Here is a 19,277-nt window from a genome sequence, read left to right as displayed (position 1 = left end):
CCTACACCACTTACCAGGAATGGGTAATAGAGGCGTCAACCTGTTTAGAGTGTCCCCATGTCTGAGAAGTTGCCTGCGAACGCCGTCATCGTGGAGACCGCCCTGCGCGCGCTGGGGGCCACCGGCGAGATCGTGGTCCTGCCCGAGAAGGCGCCGACGGCCGCGACCGCCGCCGCGCAGCTCGGCTGCGAGGTGGGCGCGATCGCCAACAGCCTGATCTTCGACGCAGACGGCTCGCCGCTGCTGGTGCTGACCAGCGGGGCGCACCGCGTGAACGTCGAGCTGATCGCCCGTACGGCTGGGGTCGAGCGGGTACGCCGGGCGACGCCGGAGTTCGTCAGGGAAGCCACCGGGCAGCCCATCGGCGGTGTGGCCCCGGTCGGGCATCCCGCGCCCGTGCGCACCCTGGTGGACAACTGGTTGAGCAAGCACGAGGTGGTGTGGGCCGCGGGCGGGCATCCGCACACCGTCTTCCCGACGACGTTCGACGAGCTCGTGCGGATGACCGGGGGTTCGCCGGTGGACGTCGAGTAGTGTGCGACGGGTGATCGAGTTTCGCGGGGCCGGGCCGGCCGAGTTCACCGAGCGGCTGGAGACGGTGATCGACATTTACACGGCAGCCATGAATCCGCCGGAGGAGCAGATCACCGGCCGCAAGACCATCATGCGAAATCACGCGACATATCCCCATTTTCAGTGCTATTTCGCGGAATTGCGTGATTCATCCCTAGATATGCCCGCTCCGGAGCCCCGTGTCGTCGGCTTCGCGTACGGATTCCGGGGCGCGCCCGGCCAGTGGTGGCACGACGTCGTCCTCAGGGGCCTGGAGGACCGGCTGGGCGAGGAGGCCGCCCACGCCTGGATGGGGTACGCGTTCGAGCTTGCCGAGATCCACGTGCACCCCGACTACCAGAACAAGGGCGTCGGCCGCGCCATGATCAGGACGCTGTGCGCCGGGCGCCGCGAACGCTCCGCCGTCCTGTCCACCCACGACCAGCCCACGCCCGCCCGCCACCTCTACGCCAGCATGGGCTTCTCCGACCTGCTGACGAGGTTCATCTTCCCCGGCGGCTCCGAGGAGTACGCGATCGCCGGCCGGCCGATGCCGCTCACCTAGCCCAGGTAAAGGCTGTGACCAGCGGGTTTGCCATGCCATGACGCAGGGCATGATCGATGACGGAAGGTGACCGACCCTTTACCCCCTGCCCGTCACCCGCCCGGTCCCCCTGCGGACGGGTGACGGGCACCCGCTCGCAGGGCTCTCACCTCACGCAGAGACGGGCACCCGCTCGCAAGGGCTCTCACCTCACGCGGAGGCGGGCACCCGCTCGCAAGGGCTCTCACCTCACGCGGAGGCGGTCACCCGATCCAGCCGCTGGAACACCTCACGCGACGCGCTCGACCGGTTGAACGTGATGAAGTGGATGCCGGGCGCGCCCTCGTCGAGCAGCCGCTGGCACAGCTCGGCGCCGTGCTCGATGCCCAGCCGCCGCACCGCCGCCGGATCGTCCTTGACCGCCTCGAACCTGGCCGCCACGTCGGGCGGGAACGGCGCCCCGGAAAGCTGCTCGGACCTGGCGATCGTGCTCATCTGCGTGACCGGCATGATGCACGGGATGATCGGCGTGTCACACCCCTCGGCCGCCACCCGGTCGCGCAACCGCAGGTAGTCGTCGGCCTGGAAGAACATCTGGGTGATCGCGTAGTCGGCCCCGGCCCGGCACTTGCGCACGAAGAACTCGGTGTCGGACTCGATGGACGGCGAACGCGGATGCTTGTAGGGGAACGCGGCCACGCCGACGCAGAAGTCGCCCGCCTGCCGGATCAGCCGCACCAGCTCCTCGGCGTAGAGCACGCCCTCGGGATGCTGCACCCAGTCGCCCATCGGGTCGCCGGGCGGGTCGCCGCGCACGGCAAGGATGTTGCGCACCCCGGCGTCGGCGAAGCGCCCCACGAGGTGACGCAGCTCGCGGATCGAGTGGTTGACCGCGGTGAAGTGCGCCACAGGCGTGAGCGTGGTGTCGTGGGCGATCCGCTCGACGATGTCGACCGTGCGGTCGCGGGTGGAGCCGCCGGCGCCGTACGTCACCGACACGAAGGTCGGCCGCAGCGACTCCAGCTCCCTGATCGCCCGCCACAGCTGCCGCGCGCCCTCGTCGGTCTTCGGGGGGAAGAACTCGAAAGAGAACGACCGGCCACCGGAGGCGAGCATCTCGCGGACGGTGGGAACACGATCGGGCCGGATGGAGGATCGACCAAGCGCCATGCACCAAGGTTACCGTCACATCTGCCGAACCCGCGGGTCAGAGGAACCACCTGGAGATCCTGACCTGTCCACAGGGCCACTAGTCTCAGGGGCATGACCACTGACGCCGCCGGCATGGAGACTTTGCGCGCACAGGTGGAACGCGCACTTTCGGAGTTCGTCGAGCGGAAGCTGCCCTCGACCGGCGAGCCGGAGTTCGCGCCGCTGCGCACGGCCGCCGACGAGCTGCTGTCCGGCGGCAAGCGGCTGCGCCCGGCGTTCTGCTACTGGGGCTGGCGCGGCGCCGGCGGCGCCGACGATCCCGGCATCTTCACCGCCTCCGCCTCGCTGGAGCTGCTCCAGGCCAGCGCGCTGGTGCACGACGACGTGATGGACAAGAGCGACCTGCGCAGGGGCATGCCGTCCGCGCACCGCCGCTTCCAGGCGATGCACGAGAAGTCCGGCTGGTACGGCTCCGGCGAGCAGTTCGGCGAAGGCGCCGCGATCCTGCTCGGCAACCTGCTGCTCATCTGGGCGGGCGAGATGTGGCGGGCCAGCGGCCTGCCCCGCGAGTCCCTGGACGTGGCCCAGCCCGTCCACGACCACATGCGCAGCGAGCTGATGTGCGGCCAGTACCTCGACCTGCTGGAGCAGGCCAACGGCGAGAACACCTTCGAGTCGGCGCTGCGCGTGGCGTTGTTCAAGAGCGGCAAGTACTCGGTCGAGCAGCCGCTCAGGCTCGGCCTCGCCCTCGCCGCCCGCGAGCTCGCGCCGTGGATGGACGAGCTGTGCACCGGATACGGGCGGCGCGTCGGGATCGCCTTCCAGCTCCGCGACGACATCCTCGGCGTCTTCGGCGACCCGGCGCAGACCGGCAAGCCCGCGGGGGACGACCTGCGTGAGGGCAAGCGCACCATGCTCGTCGCCCGCACCCTGGCAGCCGCCTCCGCCCCGGACGCCGAGACCGTGCGGCTGCTGCTGGGGGATCCGGGGCTGGACGAGAAGGGGGTCGCCACGTTGCGGGAGATCATCGACGGGACGGGCGCCCTGCGGGAGTGTGAGGATCTGATCGGCGAGTATCTGGGGCAGGCGTTGGAGGCGCTCGACGCGGCGCCGGTCACGCCCGAGTCCCGCAGCGCGCTGACGGAGCTCGCCATCGCGGCCACGTCCCGCAAGACCTGATCCGAGCACGGCAGCCGACGGAGGCGCCCGTGGCGAGAACGGGCGCCTCGGTCGCTCAGCCGCCTGACAGTCGTTTGGCGAACTCCGCAGCCGCCGCCCCAGGGTCGTCGGCATCGGTGATCGCCCGTACCACCACCACGCGCCGCACCCCGAACGACATCACCTCGTCCAGATTCCCGAGGTCGATGCCGCCGATCCCGAACCACGGCCGCGAGGTCTCCAGCGACGCCGCGTGCCGCAGCAGCGGCGGCCCGGGAGCCGGGCGGCCCGGCTTGGTCGGGGTGGGCCAGGTGGGGCCACAGCAGAAGTAGTCGACGCCCTCCTCCACTGCCGCGGCGGAAGCCTCGGCGGCGGAGTGGGTGGACCGTCCGATGACGATGTCGTCGCCGAGTATCTCTCGCGCGACCGTCACAGGAAGGTCGTCCTGCCCCAGATGGAGCACGTCGGGCCGGGCGGCGTAGGCGATGTCCGCCCGGTCGTTGACGGCCAGCAGCTTGCCGTGCCGGTCGCAGGCGTCGCGGAAGACTTCGAGGAGCGCGAGTTCTTCGCGTGCCTCCAGGCCCTTCTCCCGCAGCTGGATGATGTCCACGCCGCCGGCCAGCACCGAGTCGAGGAACTCTGCCAGATCGCCGCGGTCGCGGCGGCCGTCTGTGCAGAGATAGAGGCGGGCCTCAGAAAGCGAGGGCTTGGGCACGCCGCTTGACCTCTGTGTGACGGCCGGCCTTGATCGCCTCTATGGGCGACCCTGGCAGGGACTCGTCTGGGGTGAAGAGCCAGCGCAGCGACTCGACGTCGTCGTAGCCGGCGTCCTGCAACACGGTGAGTGTGCCGGGCAGGCCCTTCATCACGTCCTTTCCATCGAGGAACACCGCGGGCACCTGCGGCCCGCCGCTGCCCCGGCGCACGCCGAGGAGCTTGTGGTCCCGGAGGAGTTGCTTGGCCCGCCCGATCGGAAGATCAAGGCGCGAGGCCACTTCGGGGAGAGTGAGCCACTCTTCGACGAGCTGGTCGGTCTCCCGGTCGATCTGTGCAACAGAAAGCGTCACGAAACCACAACTACCACATGCCGTGCTTGCTCAAACAACACAATCTCGTAGGGGTACTTGTGGATCTACCAGGCGTTCCGCATCGAGGCGTGAACCGGCTTCGATGATTCGGCGCCCCTGGACGAGATCGCGCGGCCGGTCCACGGCCAGAACGGCGGCGAGTGTGCCGCCCGCGGTGAGCCACACGGCCGACCACTTTCCCTCCGGTTCGCCCCGATGGATGAGCCGATCGCCCGCCGGGTGATGGCCGGCGTACTGGAGCATGTGCCCGAACTGCTCCGACCAGAAGTACGGCACCGGATCGTAGACCGCCTCCTCCCCCAGCAGCGTCGCGGCGGCCACCTCGGGGGCGTTCAGCGCGGTGTCCCAGTGCTCCACGCGCAGCCTGGTCCGCCAGCGGCGCGACCACCAGGCCGCGCAGTCGCCGACCGCGACGACGCCCGGCAGGGACGTGCGCAGGTGCTCGTCGGTGACCACGCCGTTGTGCAGGTCGATGTCGGCGTCGGCGAGCCACTCGATCGCCGGGCGCACGCCGATCCCGGTGACGACCACGTGGGCCTCGACGAACTCGCCGCCCACGAGCTGCACGCCGCCCTCGTCCACGGAGTCGACCATGGTGCCGAACCGCACGTCGATGCCGTCGTACCAGGGCAGGGTGCGGCCGCCCAGCTCGGTGCCGATGGCGGTGGCGAGCGGGGTGGCGGCGCTCTCCACGACCGTCACGGCACAGCCCGCGCGGCGGGCCGCGGTGGCGACCTCCGCGCCGATCCAGCCGGCCCCGATGATCGCGACCCGGGCGCCCGGGACGAGCATCGCGCGCAGCTCGTGCGCGTCGTCGATGGTGCGCAGGACGTGCTGCGGGCCGTCGCCCGGCAGCCGGATCGGGTCGGCGCCGGTGGCGATGACCAGCCCGTCGTAGGCGACCTCGCCCTCGGTGGTCTCCACGACGCCCGCGCGCAGCGACTTGGCGGTGACGCCCGGCCAGAACTCCACGCCGAGCGCGTCGAGGTCGGTGTCGACGTAGCTGGTGTCGCTCTCGCCCTTCAGCACCGCCTTGGACAGCGGCGGGCGGTCATAGGGCCGATGACGCTCCTGCCCGATCAGGGTGATCCGGCCGGCGAAGCCGCGCCCGCGCAGGGCCTCCACCGTACGGACTCCGGCCAGGCCCGCTCCCACCACCACGACATGGTTCACGTTCATGACCATAACGGGGGGCGTGCGTGGACACCGCACCGAGGCCGTAGGCTGGTTGACGTAAGACGCGCGGGAGTCCGGCCGTTACCGGGCTGAGAGGAAGGCTTTACGGGCCTTCGACCGCAAGACACCTGATCCGGATCATGCCGGCGAAGGGAGCGCATGTGGATGTGATCGTTGGCGGCGGGGTCGTCGGGCTGTCGGTGGCCTGGCGGATGGCACGCTCCGGGCGGCCCGTCACCGTGGTGGATCCGGCTCCAGGCAGAGGGGCCTCGTACGCGGCGGCGGGGATGCTGGCCCCGGTCAGCGAGGTGACCTTCACGGAGGCGCCGTTGCTGCGGCTGGGGGTGGCGTCGCTGCGCCGCTGGCCCGCCTTCGCCGCCGAGCTGGCCGCCGACGCGGGCCTGACCCCGGACGCCCCGCCAGGCCAGAACGCCGGGCCGGGGTTCGCTGATGTGCGGGCGCTGGACCTGCGGGCGGACGGGACGCTGGACGTCGCGTTCGGAGCCGACGACCTGGAGGCGCTCGGCGAGCTGGCCGCGTACATGGAGAAGCTGGGCCTGCCGGTCGAGCGGCTCACCGGCCGCGAGTGCCGCCGCCTGGAGCCCATGCTCGCCCCCTCCGTGCGCGGCGGCCTCCTGGCCCCCGGCGACGCGTGGGTGGACCCCAGGCGCGTGACGGCGGCCCTGCTGTCGGCGCTGGAGCGGCGGGGCGTCCCTGTGGTGCGGGCGCGCGCGTCCGAGCTGCTGCGGGACGGCGACCGCGTCTCCGGAGTACGCCTGGCGCCACCCGAGTCAGAGGACGGCACGGGCGGCGAGGTGCGCGGTGATCGGGTCGTGCTGGCGGCTGGGGCGTGGAGCTCGGGGCTGGCCGAGGTGCCGGTGCGGCCGGTCAAGGGCCAGATCATGCGGTTGCGCTCGCCGCAGCCGCTGCTCAGCCGGTGCGTACGCGGCGCGGTGCACGGCTCGTCCGTCTACCTGGTCCCGAGGGGCGACGGCGAGCTGGTGGTCGGGGCCACGCAGGAGGAGATGGGCTTCGACACCAAGGTGACGGCGGGCGGGCTCTACGAGCTGCTGCGGGACGCCAGGGAGCTGGTGCCGGGCGTCACCGAGCTGGAGGTCGCCGACGTGGTGGCGGGGCTGCGGCCGGGAACGCCGGACAACCTGCCGCTGATCGGCCCGAGCGGGACGCCGGGCCTGGTGTACGCGACGGGGCATCACCGGGGCGGCGTGCTGCTCGCCCCGCTGACGACCGCGATGTTGCTGGGCGATCTGCCGGGCGAGGAGAGCGAGCTGGCGGCGCTGTGCGCGCCGGGGAGATTTTCATGATTGTTGTGATCAACGGGGCTGCCCACGAGGTGGCGGACGGCATGACCGTGGCTCAGGCCGTACATACCCTGACCTCGGCCACCACCGGAGTGGCCGTGGCCGTGAACGACGAGGTGGTCACGCGTGGCGCCTGGGAGACGACGGCGCTGCGCGACCGTGACCGCATGGAGGTTCTGACGGCGGTGCAAGGTGGATGATCTGATCATCGCCGGGGAGAAGTTCTCCTCCCGGCTCATCATGGGAACCGGCGGCGCGCCCTCGCTGGAGGTGCTGGACCAGGCGCTGGCGGCCTCGGGCACCGAGCTGACCACGGTGGCGATGCGCCGGCTCGACCCCGCGGCGCGCGGCTCCGTCCTGGACGTGCTGCGCGAGCGCGACATCAAGGTGCTGCCCAACACGGCGGGCTGCTTCACCGCGGGCGAGGCCGTGCTGACGGCCCGGCTGGCCAGGGAGGCCTTGGAGACGAACTGGGTCAAGCTGGAGGTCATCGCGGACGAGCGCACGCTGCTGCCCGATCCGATCGAGACGTTCGACGCGGCCGAGCGGCTGGTGGCCGACGGGTTCGTGGTGCTGCCGTACATCGGCGACGACCCGGCGCTGGCGCGGCGGCTGGAGCAGGCGGGCTGTGCGGCCGTGATGCCTCTCGGCGCGCCGATCGGGTCGGGGCTGGGCATCCGCAACCCGCACAACATCGAGCTCATCGTGGAGGCCGCCTCCGTCCCGGTGATCCTCGACGCGGGCATCGGCACGGCCAGTGACGCCGCGCTGGCGATGGAGCTGGGCTGCGACGCCGTGCTGCTGGCCACGGCCGTCACCAGGGCGCAGCGGCCCGACCTCATGGCGTCGGCGATGAGGTCGGCCGTGGTGGCGGGGCGGCTGGCCCGGCAGGCGGGCCGCATCCCGCGCCGCCGCTACGCCGAGGCGTCGTCCCCCATGACGCCCTGACACGCCGGGGCGTCCCAGAAAATCCAGCCCCGGGACGCCGTGGAACCGGGGGCGGAGGCGTTCCATCGAGAACGTCTCCGCATCGGTTTCGGGCGCTAGGGCCATGCCGGTGGCAAAACGCCCGTAAACTCGGCGGGGTGGATACGACGACTGCGGACCCCCTGGTCGGGCGGCTCCTCGATGGGCGCTACCGCATCGAGAGCCGGATCGCCCGGGGCGGTATGGCGACCGTCTACCTGGCGCTGGACATCCGGCTCGACCGGACGGTGGCGCTGAAGGTCATGCACCGCTCGCTCGCCGAGGACCCGGCGTTCGTCCGGAGGTTCATCGGCGAGGCGAAGTCGGTCGCCAGCCTCTCGCACCCCAACGTGGTGCACGTCTTCGACCAGGGCACCGACAACGACGTCGTCTACCTGTCGATGGAGTACGTCCCTGGCCGCACCCTGCGCGACATCCTCCGCGATCGCGGCAGGCTGCCCGCCCGGGAGGCGCTCGAGATCATGATCCCGGTGCTCGCCGCGCTCGGCGCCGCCCACCAGGCCGGGATGGTCCACCGCGACGTTAAGCCCGAGAACGTCCTGATGACCGACGACGGCCGGGTCAAGGTGGTCGACTTCGGCCTGGCCAAGGCGATCGAGGCGACGAACCAGACCCGTACCGGCGTGATGATCGGCACGGTCGGCTACATGGCGCCGGAGCAGGTCATCACCGGCGCCGCCGACGTGCGCAGCGACGTGTACGCCGCGGGCATCATGCTGTTCGAGCTGGTGACAGGGCAGCAGCCGTACGACGGCGAGACCCCGATGTCGGTGGCCTACCGGCACGTCCACGACACGGTCCCGGCGCCGTCGTCGCTGGTGCCTGAGGTGCCGCCGCTGGTCGACACGCTGGTGGCGAGCGCGACCGCCCGCGAGCCCGAGCACCGCCCCGCCGACGCGACCGCGATGCTCGTGGCCGCCGTGGACGCGCACCGCATGCTGCCGCGCACGACGATCCCGCCGGGCACCGGCCCGGTCATGTCGCATTCGCAGCCGCTCGGCCCGCCCCAGGGCACGGTCTCGATGCCGCTCGGCCCGTCGCCGATGCCGCCTCCGGCGGGGCACACGCTGATCCAGCCGCGGGCCGAGGCGCCCCGGCAGCGGCGCGGGTTCCGCCCCAACTGGTTCCTGGTGCTGCTCGCCGCCGTGATGGTGGTGGCAGTCGGGCTGACGGGGTGGTACTTCGCCCAGCCCGAGTACGTCACCGTGCCCGACCTGGTCGGCCAGAACCTCGCCGCCGCGGAGAAGAACCTCACGGGCGCCGGGCTGGTGATGCGCAAGGCCGAGGGCCAGTACGACGAGAAGGTGGCCGAGGGCCTGGTCCTCAGCACCGACCCGGCGGCCAAGTCCGAGCTGGAGAAGGGCTCCACGATCACGCTGGTGCCCTCGCTCGGGCCCAAGCGCATCATGGTGCCCAACGTCGAGGGCAAGACCGCGAACGAGGCCCGCGCCGAGATCGCCGGGGCCGGGCTGAGCGTCGGCACGGTCAAGCGCCTGGCCAACCAGGAGGTCGAGCGCGACCGGGTGATCCGCACCTCACCGCAGTCGGGCGAGAAGCTGAAGGAAGGCGCCAAGGTCAACATCTACGTCAGCGCCGGGCTCACCATGCCCGACGTGAGCGGGATGCCGAAGGACCAGGCCGCCGAGTTCCTCAGCCGTCAGGGCTTCCAGGTGCAGGTCAACGAGGTCGACGACGACGCGGAGCCGTGCACCGTCATCGCCCAGGCGCCGAAGGCGAAGTCCGAGGTGGACAAGAACGCGCAGGTCATGGTGACGGTGGCGCGCTGCCAGACCGACATCTGGGACTTCTTCCGCAAGCACGGCGAGGCCAGGGACGACGAGCAGTTCGCGCTGGTGCCCGGGGTGATCGGCAAGAACGTCAACGACGCGAAGGCCGAGCTGGAGGCGCTGGGCTTCCGGGTACAGGTGCAGCGGCTGGGCGGGGGCGGCGTGGTGCAGTACCAGCGGCCGCTGCCGAACAGCGAGCGACCGGCCGGGAGCACCGTCTACCTCTGGCAGTGACGCCCGAACGCGTGCCCGGTGAGCGAACGGGCACGCGCGGCGGCCAGGCGGGGCGGTCTCGGGCACGCGTCTCAGGCCGTCAGGCCAGGTGGCCGTGCAGGCGCACCCGGGCGAGCCCTCCGTCCGGGTAGATGTCCACCCGCACATGCGTGACCGGCTCCTCGGCCGCGAGCCGGAAGCGGTGCGGCGTGTCGGGCTGCAGCCGCGTCCTGGGCAGCAGCTCGACCTCACGCTCCCCGTCCACCCCGGTCAGCGCCACCGCGCCGGGCGAGTTGAACAGCAGGTTGGTGGTGTCGATCTCGGCCAGCCGGACGACGCCCCGCCCGGCCAGCCGGATGACGAGCCAGTCGTTGCCCCCGCCCCGCCGCCGAGCGGTCTCCCAGCCCTCCGCCTGGTGCCTGGCCAGCCCCGGCGCGATGACGTTGTTGGGCGCCGAGTAGAACTCGTCGGAGCAGGCGGTGACGAGCCCGCCGTTCGCGAGCGCGGCCAGGTCGAGCCCGAGCCCGTCGTGGACGGACAGGTCGGGCCTGACCTCCCCGTGCACGCGCAGCCGGGCGACGCCGCCGTCCGGGTGGATGTCGAGCCGCACGTGCGTGTACCGGCCCTCGTCGAGCACCTCGAAGGCGTGCTCGGCGTCGCCCTTGAGCGGCGAGAGCGGCACGATCTCGGTCCACGGCGCCGCCAGCACCTCGGCCGGCGACGGATGCCCCTCGACAGCGGTGGCCGCCACGCGGGCGTGGGTGGGGTAGTTGCCCTTGAACCAGGCGGTGTCGATCACCACGCCCCGGATCACGCCCGGCATCCCCAGCCGCACCACCGCCCAGTCGTGCCCCGGCTCGCGCCTGCGCCGGGTCTCCCAGCCGTCGTACACCTGCCCCTTGTTGCCGAAGGTCTCCGGCCGGAAGCCGGGCCTGCCCGGCCTGATCAGGCTCTCCTTCTCGGCGAACGACTCGTCGCTGGCGGCCGTCACCGAGCCGCCGTGGGAGCGCAGGGCCAGGTCGGGCAGCCGGTGGAAGGAACTCATCTACCGCACCTCCAGGAGCAGTCGTCCGTGTGGCGAGCCGTCCACCGGACGGCCGCGCAGCCAGGTGGTCAGGACGGCGCCCTTGAGGGTGCGGCCGTGGTAGGGGGTGACGGGGTTCTTGTGGTGGAGGCGGGCGGCGTCGACGAGCGTGTCGGCTTCGGGGTCGAATGCCACGAGATCGGCATCGTTACCGGCTTTTATCGCGCCTTTTCGGGGGATGCTGGCCAGGGCGGCCGGGTTGGCCGACATCCAGCGGACCACGTCCGCAAGCTTGTGCCCTCTGGTGGCGGCCTCCGTCCACACCGCCGTGAGCCCGAGCTGGAGCGAGGCGATGCCGCCCCAGGCGGCGGCGAAGTCGGGCACCTTGAGGTCGGCCGTCGAGGGCGAGTGGTCGGACACGACGCAGCTCAGCACGCCGCGCGCGAGCCCGTCCCAGAGCAGGTCGCGGTTGGCGCGCGAGCGGATCGGCGGGCAGCACTTGTACGTGGTCGCGCCCTCGGGCACCTGCTCGGCCGCCAGTGTCAGGTAGTGGGGGCACGTCTCGGCGGAGACCGGCAGGCCGCGCGCCCGGGCGTCCTCCAGCACCTCCAGGCACTCGGCGCTGGAGACGTGCAGGACGTGCACCCGGCACCCGGTCTCCTCAGCCAGCCGGACGACCTGGGCGACGGCGCTGCGCTCGGACGCGCCGGGCCGCGAGGCGAGGAACTCCCCGTAGCCCGGCCCGGCGGGCTCGGCCAGCAGCTCGGGGTCCTCCGCGTGCACGATCATCATCCCGCCGAACCCGGCGATCTCCTTCAGCGCGGCCCGCAGCTCCGCGCCGGCCAGCGGCGGGAACTCCTCCACGCCCGACGGCGACATGAAGCACTTGAACCCGTGGACGCCGCGGGCGTGCAGCGGCGCGAGGTCCTTGGCGTTGCCGGGCACGGCGCCGCCCCAGAACCCGACGTCCACGTGGCACTGCCCCTCGGCGGCCCGCAGCTTGGCGTCGAGCGCCTCGCAGGAGACGGTGGGCGGCAGCGAGTTGAGCGGCATGTCCACGATCGTGGTGACGCCGCCGGCCGCCGCGGCCCTGGTGGCGGAGTCGAAGCCCTCCCAGTGGGTCCGGCCTGGCTCGTTGACGTGCACGTGCGTGTCGACCAGGCCGGGCAGCAGGGCCAGGTCGCGCAGGTCCACGTCCTCGGCCGCGGGCAGGGGCGCGGCGTAGTCGTACAGGGCGGCGATCCTCTCACCCCGTACGGCGACGGCGGCGGCCCGCTCCCCCTCGGGGGTGACGGTCCTGCGGGATCTGACGACGAGCTCGAAAGGGGTCATCCATTGCCCTCCAGGTGGCGGTCGGCGGCGAGCCGGGTGGCGAGGCGTTCGAGCAGCGGCCCGGCCTCGGCCATGCAGCGGGCCGGGTCGGGCTCCAGGTCGGTCAGGGCGTAGGCGGCCTCGATGCCGGCAGCCTGCAGCTGGGCGTCGGTGAGCGTGCGGCGCCCGCAGACGGCCACCACGGGCACGCCGGCCCTGGCGGCGGCCTGCGCCACGCCGACGGGGGCCTTGCCGCGCAGCGACTGCTCGTCCAGCGAACCCTCACCGGTGATCACCAGGCGGGCCCCCCGCACCAGCTCGCCGAAGCCGAGCAGGTCGAGCAGGTAGTCGATGCCGGGCCTGATCTCGGCGTGCAGGAACGCCAGCGCCGCGAACCCGACCCCGCCCGCCGCGCCCGCGCCCGGCGCGCCCGCCACGCCCATGGCGCGCACCACGTCGTCGTGCTCGACGGCGCCCATCAGCCCGTGCGTGGCGGTGGCCACGGCGGCCAGGCGGGCCAGCGCCGCCTCCAGGGTTTTCACGTCGTCAGGCGTGGCGCCCTTCTGCGGGCCGTAGACGGCGGCGGCGCCGTGCGGGCCGAGCAGCGGGTTGTCGACGTCGCTCGCCACGACGAACTCGACGCCGGAGACGTCGAGGAAGCCCGACATGTCGATGCGGGCCAGGTCCTTCAGCGCCGCGCCGCCCCTGGGCAGGTCGCCGCCGTCCGCGTCCAGCAGGCGGGCGCCGAGCGCCTGGGCCATGCCCGCTCCCCCGTCGGTGCAGGCGCTGCCGCCGAGACCGAGCACCACGCGCTTGGCACCGCGCCGCACGGCGTCGGCGACCAGCTCGCCGGTGCCGTAGCTGGTGGCGGTCAGCGGCTCGCGGTCGCCCGGCAGGCGGCGCAGTCCGGACGCCTCCGACAGCTCGACCACGGCGGTGCCGGCGGGCTGCCAGGCGTAGGAGGCGGGGACGCGCTCGCCCGTCGGCCCGGTCACCTCGATCGTGATCCGCTCGAAGCCGCAGGCCACGGCGGCGTCCACGGTGCCGTCACCGCCGTCGGCGACCGGGAGCTCCACCGTGGGCACGCCGAGCCCGGCCGACACCCGCGAGCACACCTCGGCGGCCGTCAGCGTCCCCTTGAACTTGTCCGGGGCGACCAGAACATGCTGAACCACTACGAACTCCCACCTGATGATGAACAATGTCCAGACACGCCTTCCTGCCCGGTGCGAGCGGGCAGGAAGGCGTGACTCATCATCACATCCCGCGTTCGGCCGGGGCGGACCGCAGGTGGTTGAAGACCAGGTTCAGGGTGATCACCACCAGGCTGCCGGTGCTGATGCCGCTGTCCAGGATGGTCTGGGCCCAGTGGGGGAACTGGTCGTAGAAGTCCGGCGCGCCGACCGGGATGGCGGCCACGCCGATGGACACGGCCACGATGACCAGGTTGTGGTTGCCCTCGTAGCTCACCTTCGCCAGCGTGCGGATGCCGGACGCGGCCACGGTGCCGAACATGGCGATGCCCGCGCCGCCCAGCACCGGCTGCGGGATGGCCGCGATCACCGCGCCGAGCACGGGGATGAGGCCGAGCAGCACCAGGATGCCGCCGGCTGTCGCCACGACCCAGCGGCTGCGCACGCCGGTCAGCCCGACGAGGCCGACGTTCTGGGCGAAGGCGGTGTAGGGGAAGGTGTTGAACACGCCGCCGAGCGCGGTGGAGAACCCGTCGGCGCGCAGCCCGTCCGCCAGCCGCCGCGGGGTCAGCTCGGAGCCGGTCATCTCGGCCACCGCCACGAAGTCGCCGGTGGTCTCGGTCATGGAGACGAGCATGACCACGCACATCGAGATGATCGCCGTCACCTGGAAGGTCGGCAACCCGAACGCGAACGGCGTGCTGATGCCGAACAGGTCGGCGGAGCCCACGTTCGAGAAGTCGGTGAACCCGAGCGGGATCGCCACCAGCGTGCCCGCCGCGATCCCGGCCAGCACCGCGACCCTGCCGAGGAAGCCCTTGGACAGCCGGTAGATCGCCAGGATGAACAGCAGCACGGCGGCGGCCATCGCGATGTTGCGCGGCTCCCCGTACGTCGGGCTGCCCGCGCCGCCGGCGGCCCAGCGGGCGGCGACCGGCAGCAGCGAGAGCCCGATGATCGTGATGATGGTGCCGGTGACCAGCGGCGGGAAGAATCTGACGATCTTGGCGAAGTAGGGGGCGACGGCCACGACGAGCAGCCCCGAGACGATGACCGCGCCGTAGATGGCGGGCAGCCCGCCCTGGGTGGTGCCGATCAGCACCATCGGCGTGACGGCCGCGAACGTGCATCCCTGCATGATGGGCAGCCGGACGCCGAAGCGCCACACGCCGACGCACTGGATGAGCGTGGCGATGCCGCTGATCAGCAGGTCGGCGTTGATCAGATAGGCGAGCTGGTCGGGTGGCAGCTTGAGCGCGCCGCCCACGATGAGCGGCACCGCCACGGCTCCCGCGTACATCGCCAGCACGTGCTGCAGCCCGAGCGTGCCGAGTTGCGCGGCCGGCAGGCGGGCGTCGACCGGATGCACCTCACTCTTCATGGGTCAACTCCAGGTTAGGGGGGTGATCTCCAGTAGAGCCGCCGCGCCGCCCGCGAACCTATGCACGGGGTCATCAACCGGCACCCCTCGGACGCGGCTGCGGATGTGTGATCCTCCAACTAGGCTCACTGTGGCGAAGGGGGCGTTTGTGCGGATTTCTGATCAGCAGCGGCGTGCGCGCATCGGGGCGCGGCACCGGCTGGCGGCCAAGGCGGCCACCCCGGAGGAGGCGGCGGCGTCCGTGGTGGCGCTGCACGGCACGGACCCGGCGACGGTGTTCCTGTCGGCGGGCGCGCGCCTGGCCTCGCCCGGCCCCGAGCCGGTCGAGCAAGCCCTGTACGCCGACCGCACGCTGGTGCGGATGACCGGCATGCGGCGCACGGTGTTCGTGGTGCCGGCGGAGCTGGTGCCGGTCGTGCACCACTCCTCGGCGCTGGCCATCGCCCGCAGGGAGCGCGCGTCGGTGCTGAAGACGTTCGGCGAGGGCGGCTGGGACGAGGCGCGGCTGAAGGACGTGGAGGCGTCCGTGCTGCGGCTGCTGGCCTCGGGCGACGCGACCGCGGCCGAGCTGGGCAAGCTGGAGCCGCGGCTGCGCGAGCAGGTCAGGGTGGCCGTGGGCAAGCCGTACGAGGGCGTGGTGAGCATCGGCTCGCGGCTGCTGGCGCTGATGGCGATGGACGGCCTGCTGGTACGGCGGGCCCGCGCGGCCGGCACGTGGGTCAGCGGCACCCACTACTGGGGCCTGGCGCCGGAGATGGCCGAGTGGGCCGCGCACGAGGCGCAGGCGGAGCTGGTGAGCCGCTGGCTGGCGGCGTTCGGGCCCGGCACGGAGGCCGACCTGAAGTGGTGGACCGGCTGGACGCTCAAGGACGTGCGCCGGGCGCTGGCCGCCGTCGGCGCGGTGACGGTGGAGCTGGACGCGGGCACGGGGTACGTGCTGCCGGACGACGCCGGGGAAGGCCCGGCTCACCCAGCGGCGGGCGGCACCGGCGAGGGCGCGGCCCACGCAACGGCGGGCGGCACGGGCGGGGGCGCGGCCCACGCAACGGCGGGCGAGCCGTGGGCGGCGCTGCTGCCCGCGCTCGATCCGACGCCGATGGGCTGGCAGGAGCGCGACTGGTACCTGCCGCGCGAGCACCGGGCCGAGCTGTTCGACCGCAGCGGCAACGTGGGCCCGACGGTGTGGTGGGACGGCCGGGTCGTGGGCGGCTGGGCGCAGCGGCCGGACGGCGAGATCGTCTGGCGGCTGCTGGAGGACGCGGGCGCGCAGGCGCGGGCCGCGATCGAGGCCGAGGCGGCCGGGCTGGCCGCCTGGCTCGGCGAGGTCAGGGTCACCCCACGCTTCCGCACCCCGCTGGAGCGGGCGCTGGCGTCCTCATGAGCGCGCCCCTCAGGAGCGCGCCCCTCAGGAGTGCGCCCCTCAGGAGACGGTGCGGACGAACTCCTCGAAGGAGTAGCGGCCGTCCTGGTCGGAGTCGGCCTCCTGGCTCATCGCGCCGAGCGCCTCGGCCGGGAGGTCGGGGAAGTGCCGCTTCAGCTCGGCCTCGCTGATGTAGCCGTCGCCGTCGGTGTCGATGTCGGCGAAGGCAATCTTGAGCTCCGCCAGCCGCTCCTCGGGAAGTTCCTCCGACACGGGACCGCCTTTCCTACGCTTTATCCGTACATACTCACCCTAGTGGCCCTGGTGGATCCGCACGGCGGCGGTGAACCCGCGCTCCTGCGCCAGCTTCGTCAGCCGCCGGTGCGCCCGCACCCCCGCCCGCCCCGCCTCGTCCTGGGCGAGCGTCCGCAGCTCCCCGTCCTCGACCACCGTCCGCCCGCCCACCAGCACCCTGGCCAGCGGCGGCACGGGCCCGAACACGAGGGCGCAGACGGGGTCGGCGACGGCGGCGGTGTAGGGGCCGTCCACCCGCCACAGCGCGATGTCGGCCAGCTTGCCGGGCTCCAGCGACCCCAGCTCGTCCTGGCGCCCGAGGTTGCGGGCGCCGCCCAGGGTGGCCAGTTCGAGCGCCTGACGGGCGGTGAGCGCCTCCGGCCCGTATCTGGCGCGCTGGAACAGCAGGGCCTGCCGCATCTCCCCGGCCAGCGGCGTCAGCTCGGACGAGGCGTTGCCGTCCACGCCGATGCCGACGTTCGCGCCGCGCCTGAGCAGCTCCGACACCGGGGCGATGCCCGCGCCGAGCCGCCCGTTGGAGGACGGGCAGTGCGCGGTGCCCGTGCCGGTGGCGGCCAGCTTGCCGATGTCGGCGTCGCTGAGGTGCACGGTGTGCGCGAACCACACGTCGGGGCCCAGCCAGCCCAGCTTCAGCATGTAGTCGAGGGGCCGCAGCCCGAACCGCTCCTGACAGTGCTCCTCCTCGTCGAGCGTCTCGGCCAGGTGGGTGTGCAGCCGCACCCCCTTCTGCCTGGCCAGCACGGCGGACTCGGTCATCAGCTCGGCACTGGCGGAGAACGGCGAGCACGGCGCGACCGCCACGCGCAGCATCGAGGAGAACGACGGGTCGTGGTAGGCGTCCACGGCCTCGGCGGTCGCGCTCAGGATGTCGTCCAGCTCCTCGACCACGACGTCCGGCGGCAGCCCGCCCTTGGACTCCCCCAGGTCCATGGAGCCGCGCGCCGGATGGAAGCGCAGGCCGACCGCGCGGGCGGCCTCGATCTCGGCGGCCAGCAGGTCGCCCCTGCCCTTGGGGAAGATGTAGTGGTGGTCGCTGCTGGTGGTGCAGCCCGACAGCGCCAGCCAGCTCAGCCCCGCGGTGGCCGCGCCCTCGACGACTTCGGCGTCCATGGCGGCCCACACCTGGTAGAGCGCCACCAGCCATTCGAACAGCGTGGCGTCCTGGGCGAGCCCCTGCGAGGCCCACTGGTAGAGGTGGTGGTGGGTGTTGACGAGGCCGGGGGTGGCCAGGCAGCCGGTGCCGTCGATCCGGGTGACACCGGGCAGGTCGGGCGCGGGGCCCGCCGCCACTTCGGCGATCCTGTCGCCCTCGATGCGGAGGTATCCGGACTCGATCTCGGGGCCTCTGACGGGGGTCACGTAGACGTTCTCGATGATCATCGGGGCTCCTTGCGGGAGGCGGCCAGGCGTACCGCGTCGAGGATCTTCTCGTAGCCGGTGCACCGGCACAGGTTTCCCGCCAGCGCCTCCCTGATCTCCGCGTCCGACGGGCGCGGACAGCGTTCGAGCAGGTCGTGCGCCTGCACGATGAGGCCGGGCGTGCAGAAACCGCACTGCACGGCGCCGCACTCCACGAACGCCTCCTGCACAGGGTCGAGCCGGTCGCCGTCGGCCAGCCCCTCCACGGTGCGCACCCGCCGTCCCTCGGCCTGCCCGGCGGCGACCAGGCAGGCGCAGACCGGCACGCCGTCGAGGTAGACGGTGCAGGAGCCGCACTCGCCCTGCTCGCAGGCGTTCTTGGAGCCGGGCAGGCCGAGGCGCTCGCGCAGCACGTACAGCAGGCTCTCGCCCTCCCAGACGTCGTCGGCGATCTCCTGCCTGCCGTTCACGGTGAAGCTCACACGCATCAGGCGGCCCTCTTCTCCAGGTGGTCGTTCCAGGCCCAGGTGAGCGTGCGGCGGGCCAGCACGCCGATGGCGTGCACGCGGTAGGCGGCGGTGCCGCGCACGTCGTCGATCGGCGCGGCGGCCCGCGCGCACAGCTCGCCGAACCGCTTGAGCAGCGCTGGGGCGATCGGCGCGTCCCAGTCGAGCTCGGCGGCGAGCAGTTCCTCCGCCTCCAGGGCGCGGCGCGGGGTGGGCGCGGCCGAGCCGATGCCGGTGCCGACCCGCCGCTCGCGCGGGTGCAGCGCGATCGCGAACGAGCACACCGCGATCACCATGGCGTTGCGCGTGCCGACCTTGGAGAAGTACTGGGGCCCCGTGGCGGGGGGCACGTGCACGGCCCTGATCAGCTCGTCCGGCTCCAGCGCGCTGCGCTTGACCCCGAGGTAGAACTCGGCGGCCGGGATCATCCGCACGCCCCGGTCGCGCGACTCCACCTCGACCACCGCCCCGGCGGCCAGCAGCGGCGGATGGCTGTCGCCCGCGGGGGAGGCCGCGCCCAGGTTCCCGCCGACGGTGCCGCGGTTGCGGATCTGCGGCGAGCCGACCGTGCGGGAGGCCTGCGCGAGCCCCGGCAGCGGGCCGCCGAGCTCGTCGATGACCGCCGCGTACGGCACCCCCGCCCCGACCCCGCACAGCCCGCCGGTCATCGACCACTCGCGCAGTTCGGCCACCCCGGTGAGGTCGAGCAGCGCGGGCGGCCTGCGCACGTCGAAGTTGATCTCGACCATCACGTCCGTGCCGCCCTGGATGGGCACGGCTCCCGGCTGGTCCGCCTTGGCGGCCAGCGCCTCCTCCCACGTCGTGGGCCGCAGAAAATCCATCTCTCCC

General features: G+C 72.6%; 20 protein-coding genes and 1 riboswitch. Of the genes, 8 read left to right on the top strand and 12 right to left on the bottom strand.

From position 1 onward, the window contains the following. Window positions 1–57 precede the first annotated feature (57 nt). Both FXF51_RS13620 and FXF51_RS13615 read left to right on the top strand, forming a co-directional pair. Entirely contained in the window at window positions 58–534 is a 477-nt protein-coding gene (locus tag FXF51_RS13620; RefSeq protein ID WP_148434749.1) for a YbaK/EbsC family protein, read from the top strand. 10 nt (window positions 535–544) lie between these two features. Beyond that, window positions 545–1,117: a GNAT family N-acetyltransferase gene (locus FXF51_RS13615; protein ID WP_148434747.1), complete on the top strand. Its 573-nt coding sequence runs from the start codon at window positions 545–547 to the stop codon at window positions 1,115–1,117. A gap of 228 nt (window positions 1,118–1,345) precedes the next feature. Here FXF51_RS13615 and metF read toward each other — a convergent pair whose 3' ends face one another. Continuing rightward, entirely contained in the window at window positions 1,346–2,266 is a 921-nt protein-coding gene (gene metF / locus FXF51_RS13610; protein ID WP_148434745.1) for a methylenetetrahydrofolate reductase [NAD(P)H], read from the bottom strand. A 93-nt stretch (window positions 2,267–2,359) separates the two neighbouring features. On the opposite strand from metF, the gene FXF51_RS13605 reads away from it, so the two are divergent. After that, window positions 2,360–3,427 (top strand): polyprenyl synthetase family protein, encoded by a 1,068-nt coding sequence (locus FXF51_RS13605; protein WP_148434743.1) that lies wholly within the window; start codon window positions 2,360–2,362, stop codon window positions 3,425–3,427. A gap of 55 nt (window positions 3,428–3,482) precedes the next feature. Here the strand turns inward: FXF51_RS13605 and thiE are convergent, their stop codons facing one another. The 3 genes from thiE to FXF51_RS13590 are packed head-to-tail and all read right to left on the bottom strand — an operon-like array spanning window position 3,483 to window position 5,673. Next, a complete protein-coding gene (thiE, locus tag FXF51_RS13600) occupies window positions 3,483–4,121 on the bottom strand; it encodes a thiamine phosphate synthase (protein WP_148434741.1) in 639 nt (212 codons plus the stop codon). Then, the gene (locus FXF51_RS13595) at window positions 4,099–4,473 is read right to left on the bottom strand and encodes an Rv2175c family DNA-binding protein (RefSeq protein WP_148434739.1); all 375 of its coding nucleotides are present in this window, start codon (window positions 4,471–4,473) and stop codon (window positions 4,099–4,101) included. The genes thiE and FXF51_RS13595 overlap by 23 nt, the downstream gene beginning before the upstream one ends. A gap of 30 nt (window positions 4,474–4,503) precedes the next feature. Continuing rightward, on the bottom strand, window positions 4,504–5,673 hold the full coding sequence (locus tag FXF51_RS13590) for an NAD(P)/FAD-dependent oxidoreductase (protein ID WP_316247619.1): 1,170 nt from the start codon (window positions 5,671–5,673) through the stop codon (window positions 4,504–4,506). A gap of 53 nt (window positions 5,674–5,726) precedes the next feature. After that, window positions 5,727–5,842, top strand: a riboswitch (TPP riboswitch). Here FXF51_RS13590 and FXF51_RS13585 point away from each other — a divergent pair. The 4 genes from FXF51_RS13585 to pknB all read left to right on the top strand — a co-directional run bounded on the left by FXF51_RS13585 (window position 5,811) and on the right by pknB (window position 10,000). Further along, window positions 5,811–6,995, top strand: coding sequence for an FAD-dependent oxidoreductase (locus FXF51_RS13585; RefSeq protein WP_148434735.1), 1,185 nt, complete (start codon window positions 5,811–5,813; stop codon window positions 6,993–6,995). It overlaps the preceding riboswitch by 32 nt. Further along, window positions 6,992–7,192, top strand: coding sequence for a sulfur carrier protein ThiS (gene thiS, locus FXF51_RS13580; protein ID WP_148434733.1), 201 nt, complete (start codon window positions 6,992–6,994; stop codon window positions 7,190–7,192). The genes FXF51_RS13585 and thiS overlap by 4 nt, the downstream gene beginning before the upstream one ends. Beyond that, window positions 7,185–7,940 carry a thiazole synthase gene (locus FXF51_RS13575; RefSeq protein ID WP_148434723.1) on the top strand — a complete coding sequence of 252 codons (756 nt, stop codon included), beginning with the start codon at window positions 7,185–7,187 and terminating at the stop codon, window positions 7,938–7,940. Before thiS ends, FXF51_RS13575 begins: the two co-directional genes overlap by 8 nt. Before the next feature lie 137 nt (window positions 7,941–8,077). After that, a complete protein-coding gene (gene pknB, locus FXF51_RS13570; protein ID WP_148434720.1) occupies window positions 8,078–10,000 on the top strand; it encodes a Stk1 family PASTA domain-containing Ser/Thr kinase in 1,923 nt (640 codons plus the stop codon). A 79-nt stretch (window positions 10,001–10,079) separates the two neighbouring features. Here the strand turns inward: pknB and alc are convergent, their stop codons facing one another. The 4 genes from alc to FXF51_RS13550 form a co-directional block, all read right to left on the bottom strand. After that, entirely contained in the window at window positions 10,080–11,024 is a 945-nt protein-coding gene (gene alc / locus FXF51_RS13565; protein WP_148434719.1) for an allantoicase, read from the bottom strand. Next, on the bottom strand, window positions 11,025–12,335 hold the full coding sequence (allB, locus tag FXF51_RS13560) for an allantoinase AllB (RefSeq protein WP_148434717.1): 1,311 nt from the start codon (window positions 12,333–12,335) through the stop codon (window positions 11,025–11,027). Continuing rightward, window positions 12,332–13,489, bottom strand: a complete 1,158-nt coding sequence (locus tag FXF51_RS13555) for a glycerate kinase (protein ID WP_148434715.1) — start codon at window positions 13,487–13,489, stop codon at window positions 12,332–12,334. The genes allB and FXF51_RS13555 overlap by 4 nt, the downstream gene beginning before the upstream one ends. Window positions 13,490–13,571: 82 nt before the next feature. Next, a complete protein-coding gene (locus tag FXF51_RS13550) occupies window positions 13,572–14,888 on the bottom strand; it encodes a nucleobase:cation symporter-2 family protein (RefSeq protein ID WP_148434713.1) in 1,317 nt (438 codons plus the stop codon). A gap of 148 nt (window positions 14,889–15,036) precedes the next feature. Between FXF51_RS13550 and FXF51_RS13545 the strand changes: the two genes are divergently transcribed. Next, window positions 15,037–16,269 carry a winged helix DNA-binding domain-containing protein gene (locus FXF51_RS13545; RefSeq protein WP_262379498.1) on the top strand — a complete coding sequence of 411 codons (1,233 nt, stop codon included), beginning with the start codon at window positions 15,037–15,039 and terminating at the stop codon, window positions 16,267–16,269. A 39-nt stretch (window positions 16,270–16,308) separates the two neighbouring features. On the opposite strand, the gene FXF51_RS13540 is transcribed toward FXF51_RS13545, so the two are convergent. The 4 genes from FXF51_RS13540 to FXF51_RS13525 are packed head-to-tail and all read right to left on the bottom strand — an operon-like array spanning window position 16,309 to window position 19,270. Then, window positions 16,309–16,521, bottom strand: a complete 213-nt coding sequence (locus tag FXF51_RS13540) for an EF-hand domain-containing protein (protein ID WP_148434710.1) — start codon at window positions 16,519–16,521, stop codon at window positions 16,309–16,311. 39 nt (window positions 16,522–16,560) lie between these two features. After that, window positions 16,561–17,943 (bottom strand): 8-oxoguanine deaminase, encoded by a 1,383-nt coding sequence (locus FXF51_RS13535; protein ID WP_148434708.1) that lies wholly within the window; start codon window positions 17,941–17,943, stop codon window positions 16,561–16,563. Beyond that, entirely contained in the window at window positions 17,940–18,410 is a 471-nt protein-coding gene (locus FXF51_RS13530) for a (2Fe-2S)-binding protein (RefSeq protein ID WP_148434706.1), read from the bottom strand. The genes FXF51_RS13535 and FXF51_RS13530 overlap by 4 nt, the downstream gene beginning before the upstream one ends. Beyond that, the gene (locus tag FXF51_RS13525) at window positions 18,410–19,270 is read right to left on the bottom strand and encodes an FAD binding domain-containing protein (RefSeq protein WP_148434704.1); all 861 of its coding nucleotides are present in this window, start codon (window positions 19,268–19,270) and stop codon (window positions 18,410–18,412) included. The genes FXF51_RS13530 and FXF51_RS13525 overlap by 1 nt, the downstream gene beginning before the upstream one ends. Window positions 19,271–19,277 lie beyond the last annotated feature (7 nt).

This window comes from Nonomuraea sp. PA05, from assembly GCF_008086045.1.
In the GTDB taxonomy this organism is placed as follows: Bacteria; Actinomycetota; Actinomycetes; order Streptosporangiales; family Streptosporangiaceae; genus Nonomuraea; species Nonomuraea monospora.
Note: the sequence above shows the minus strand (reverse complement) of the source record. Positions and strands in the feature narration are given on the sequence as shown.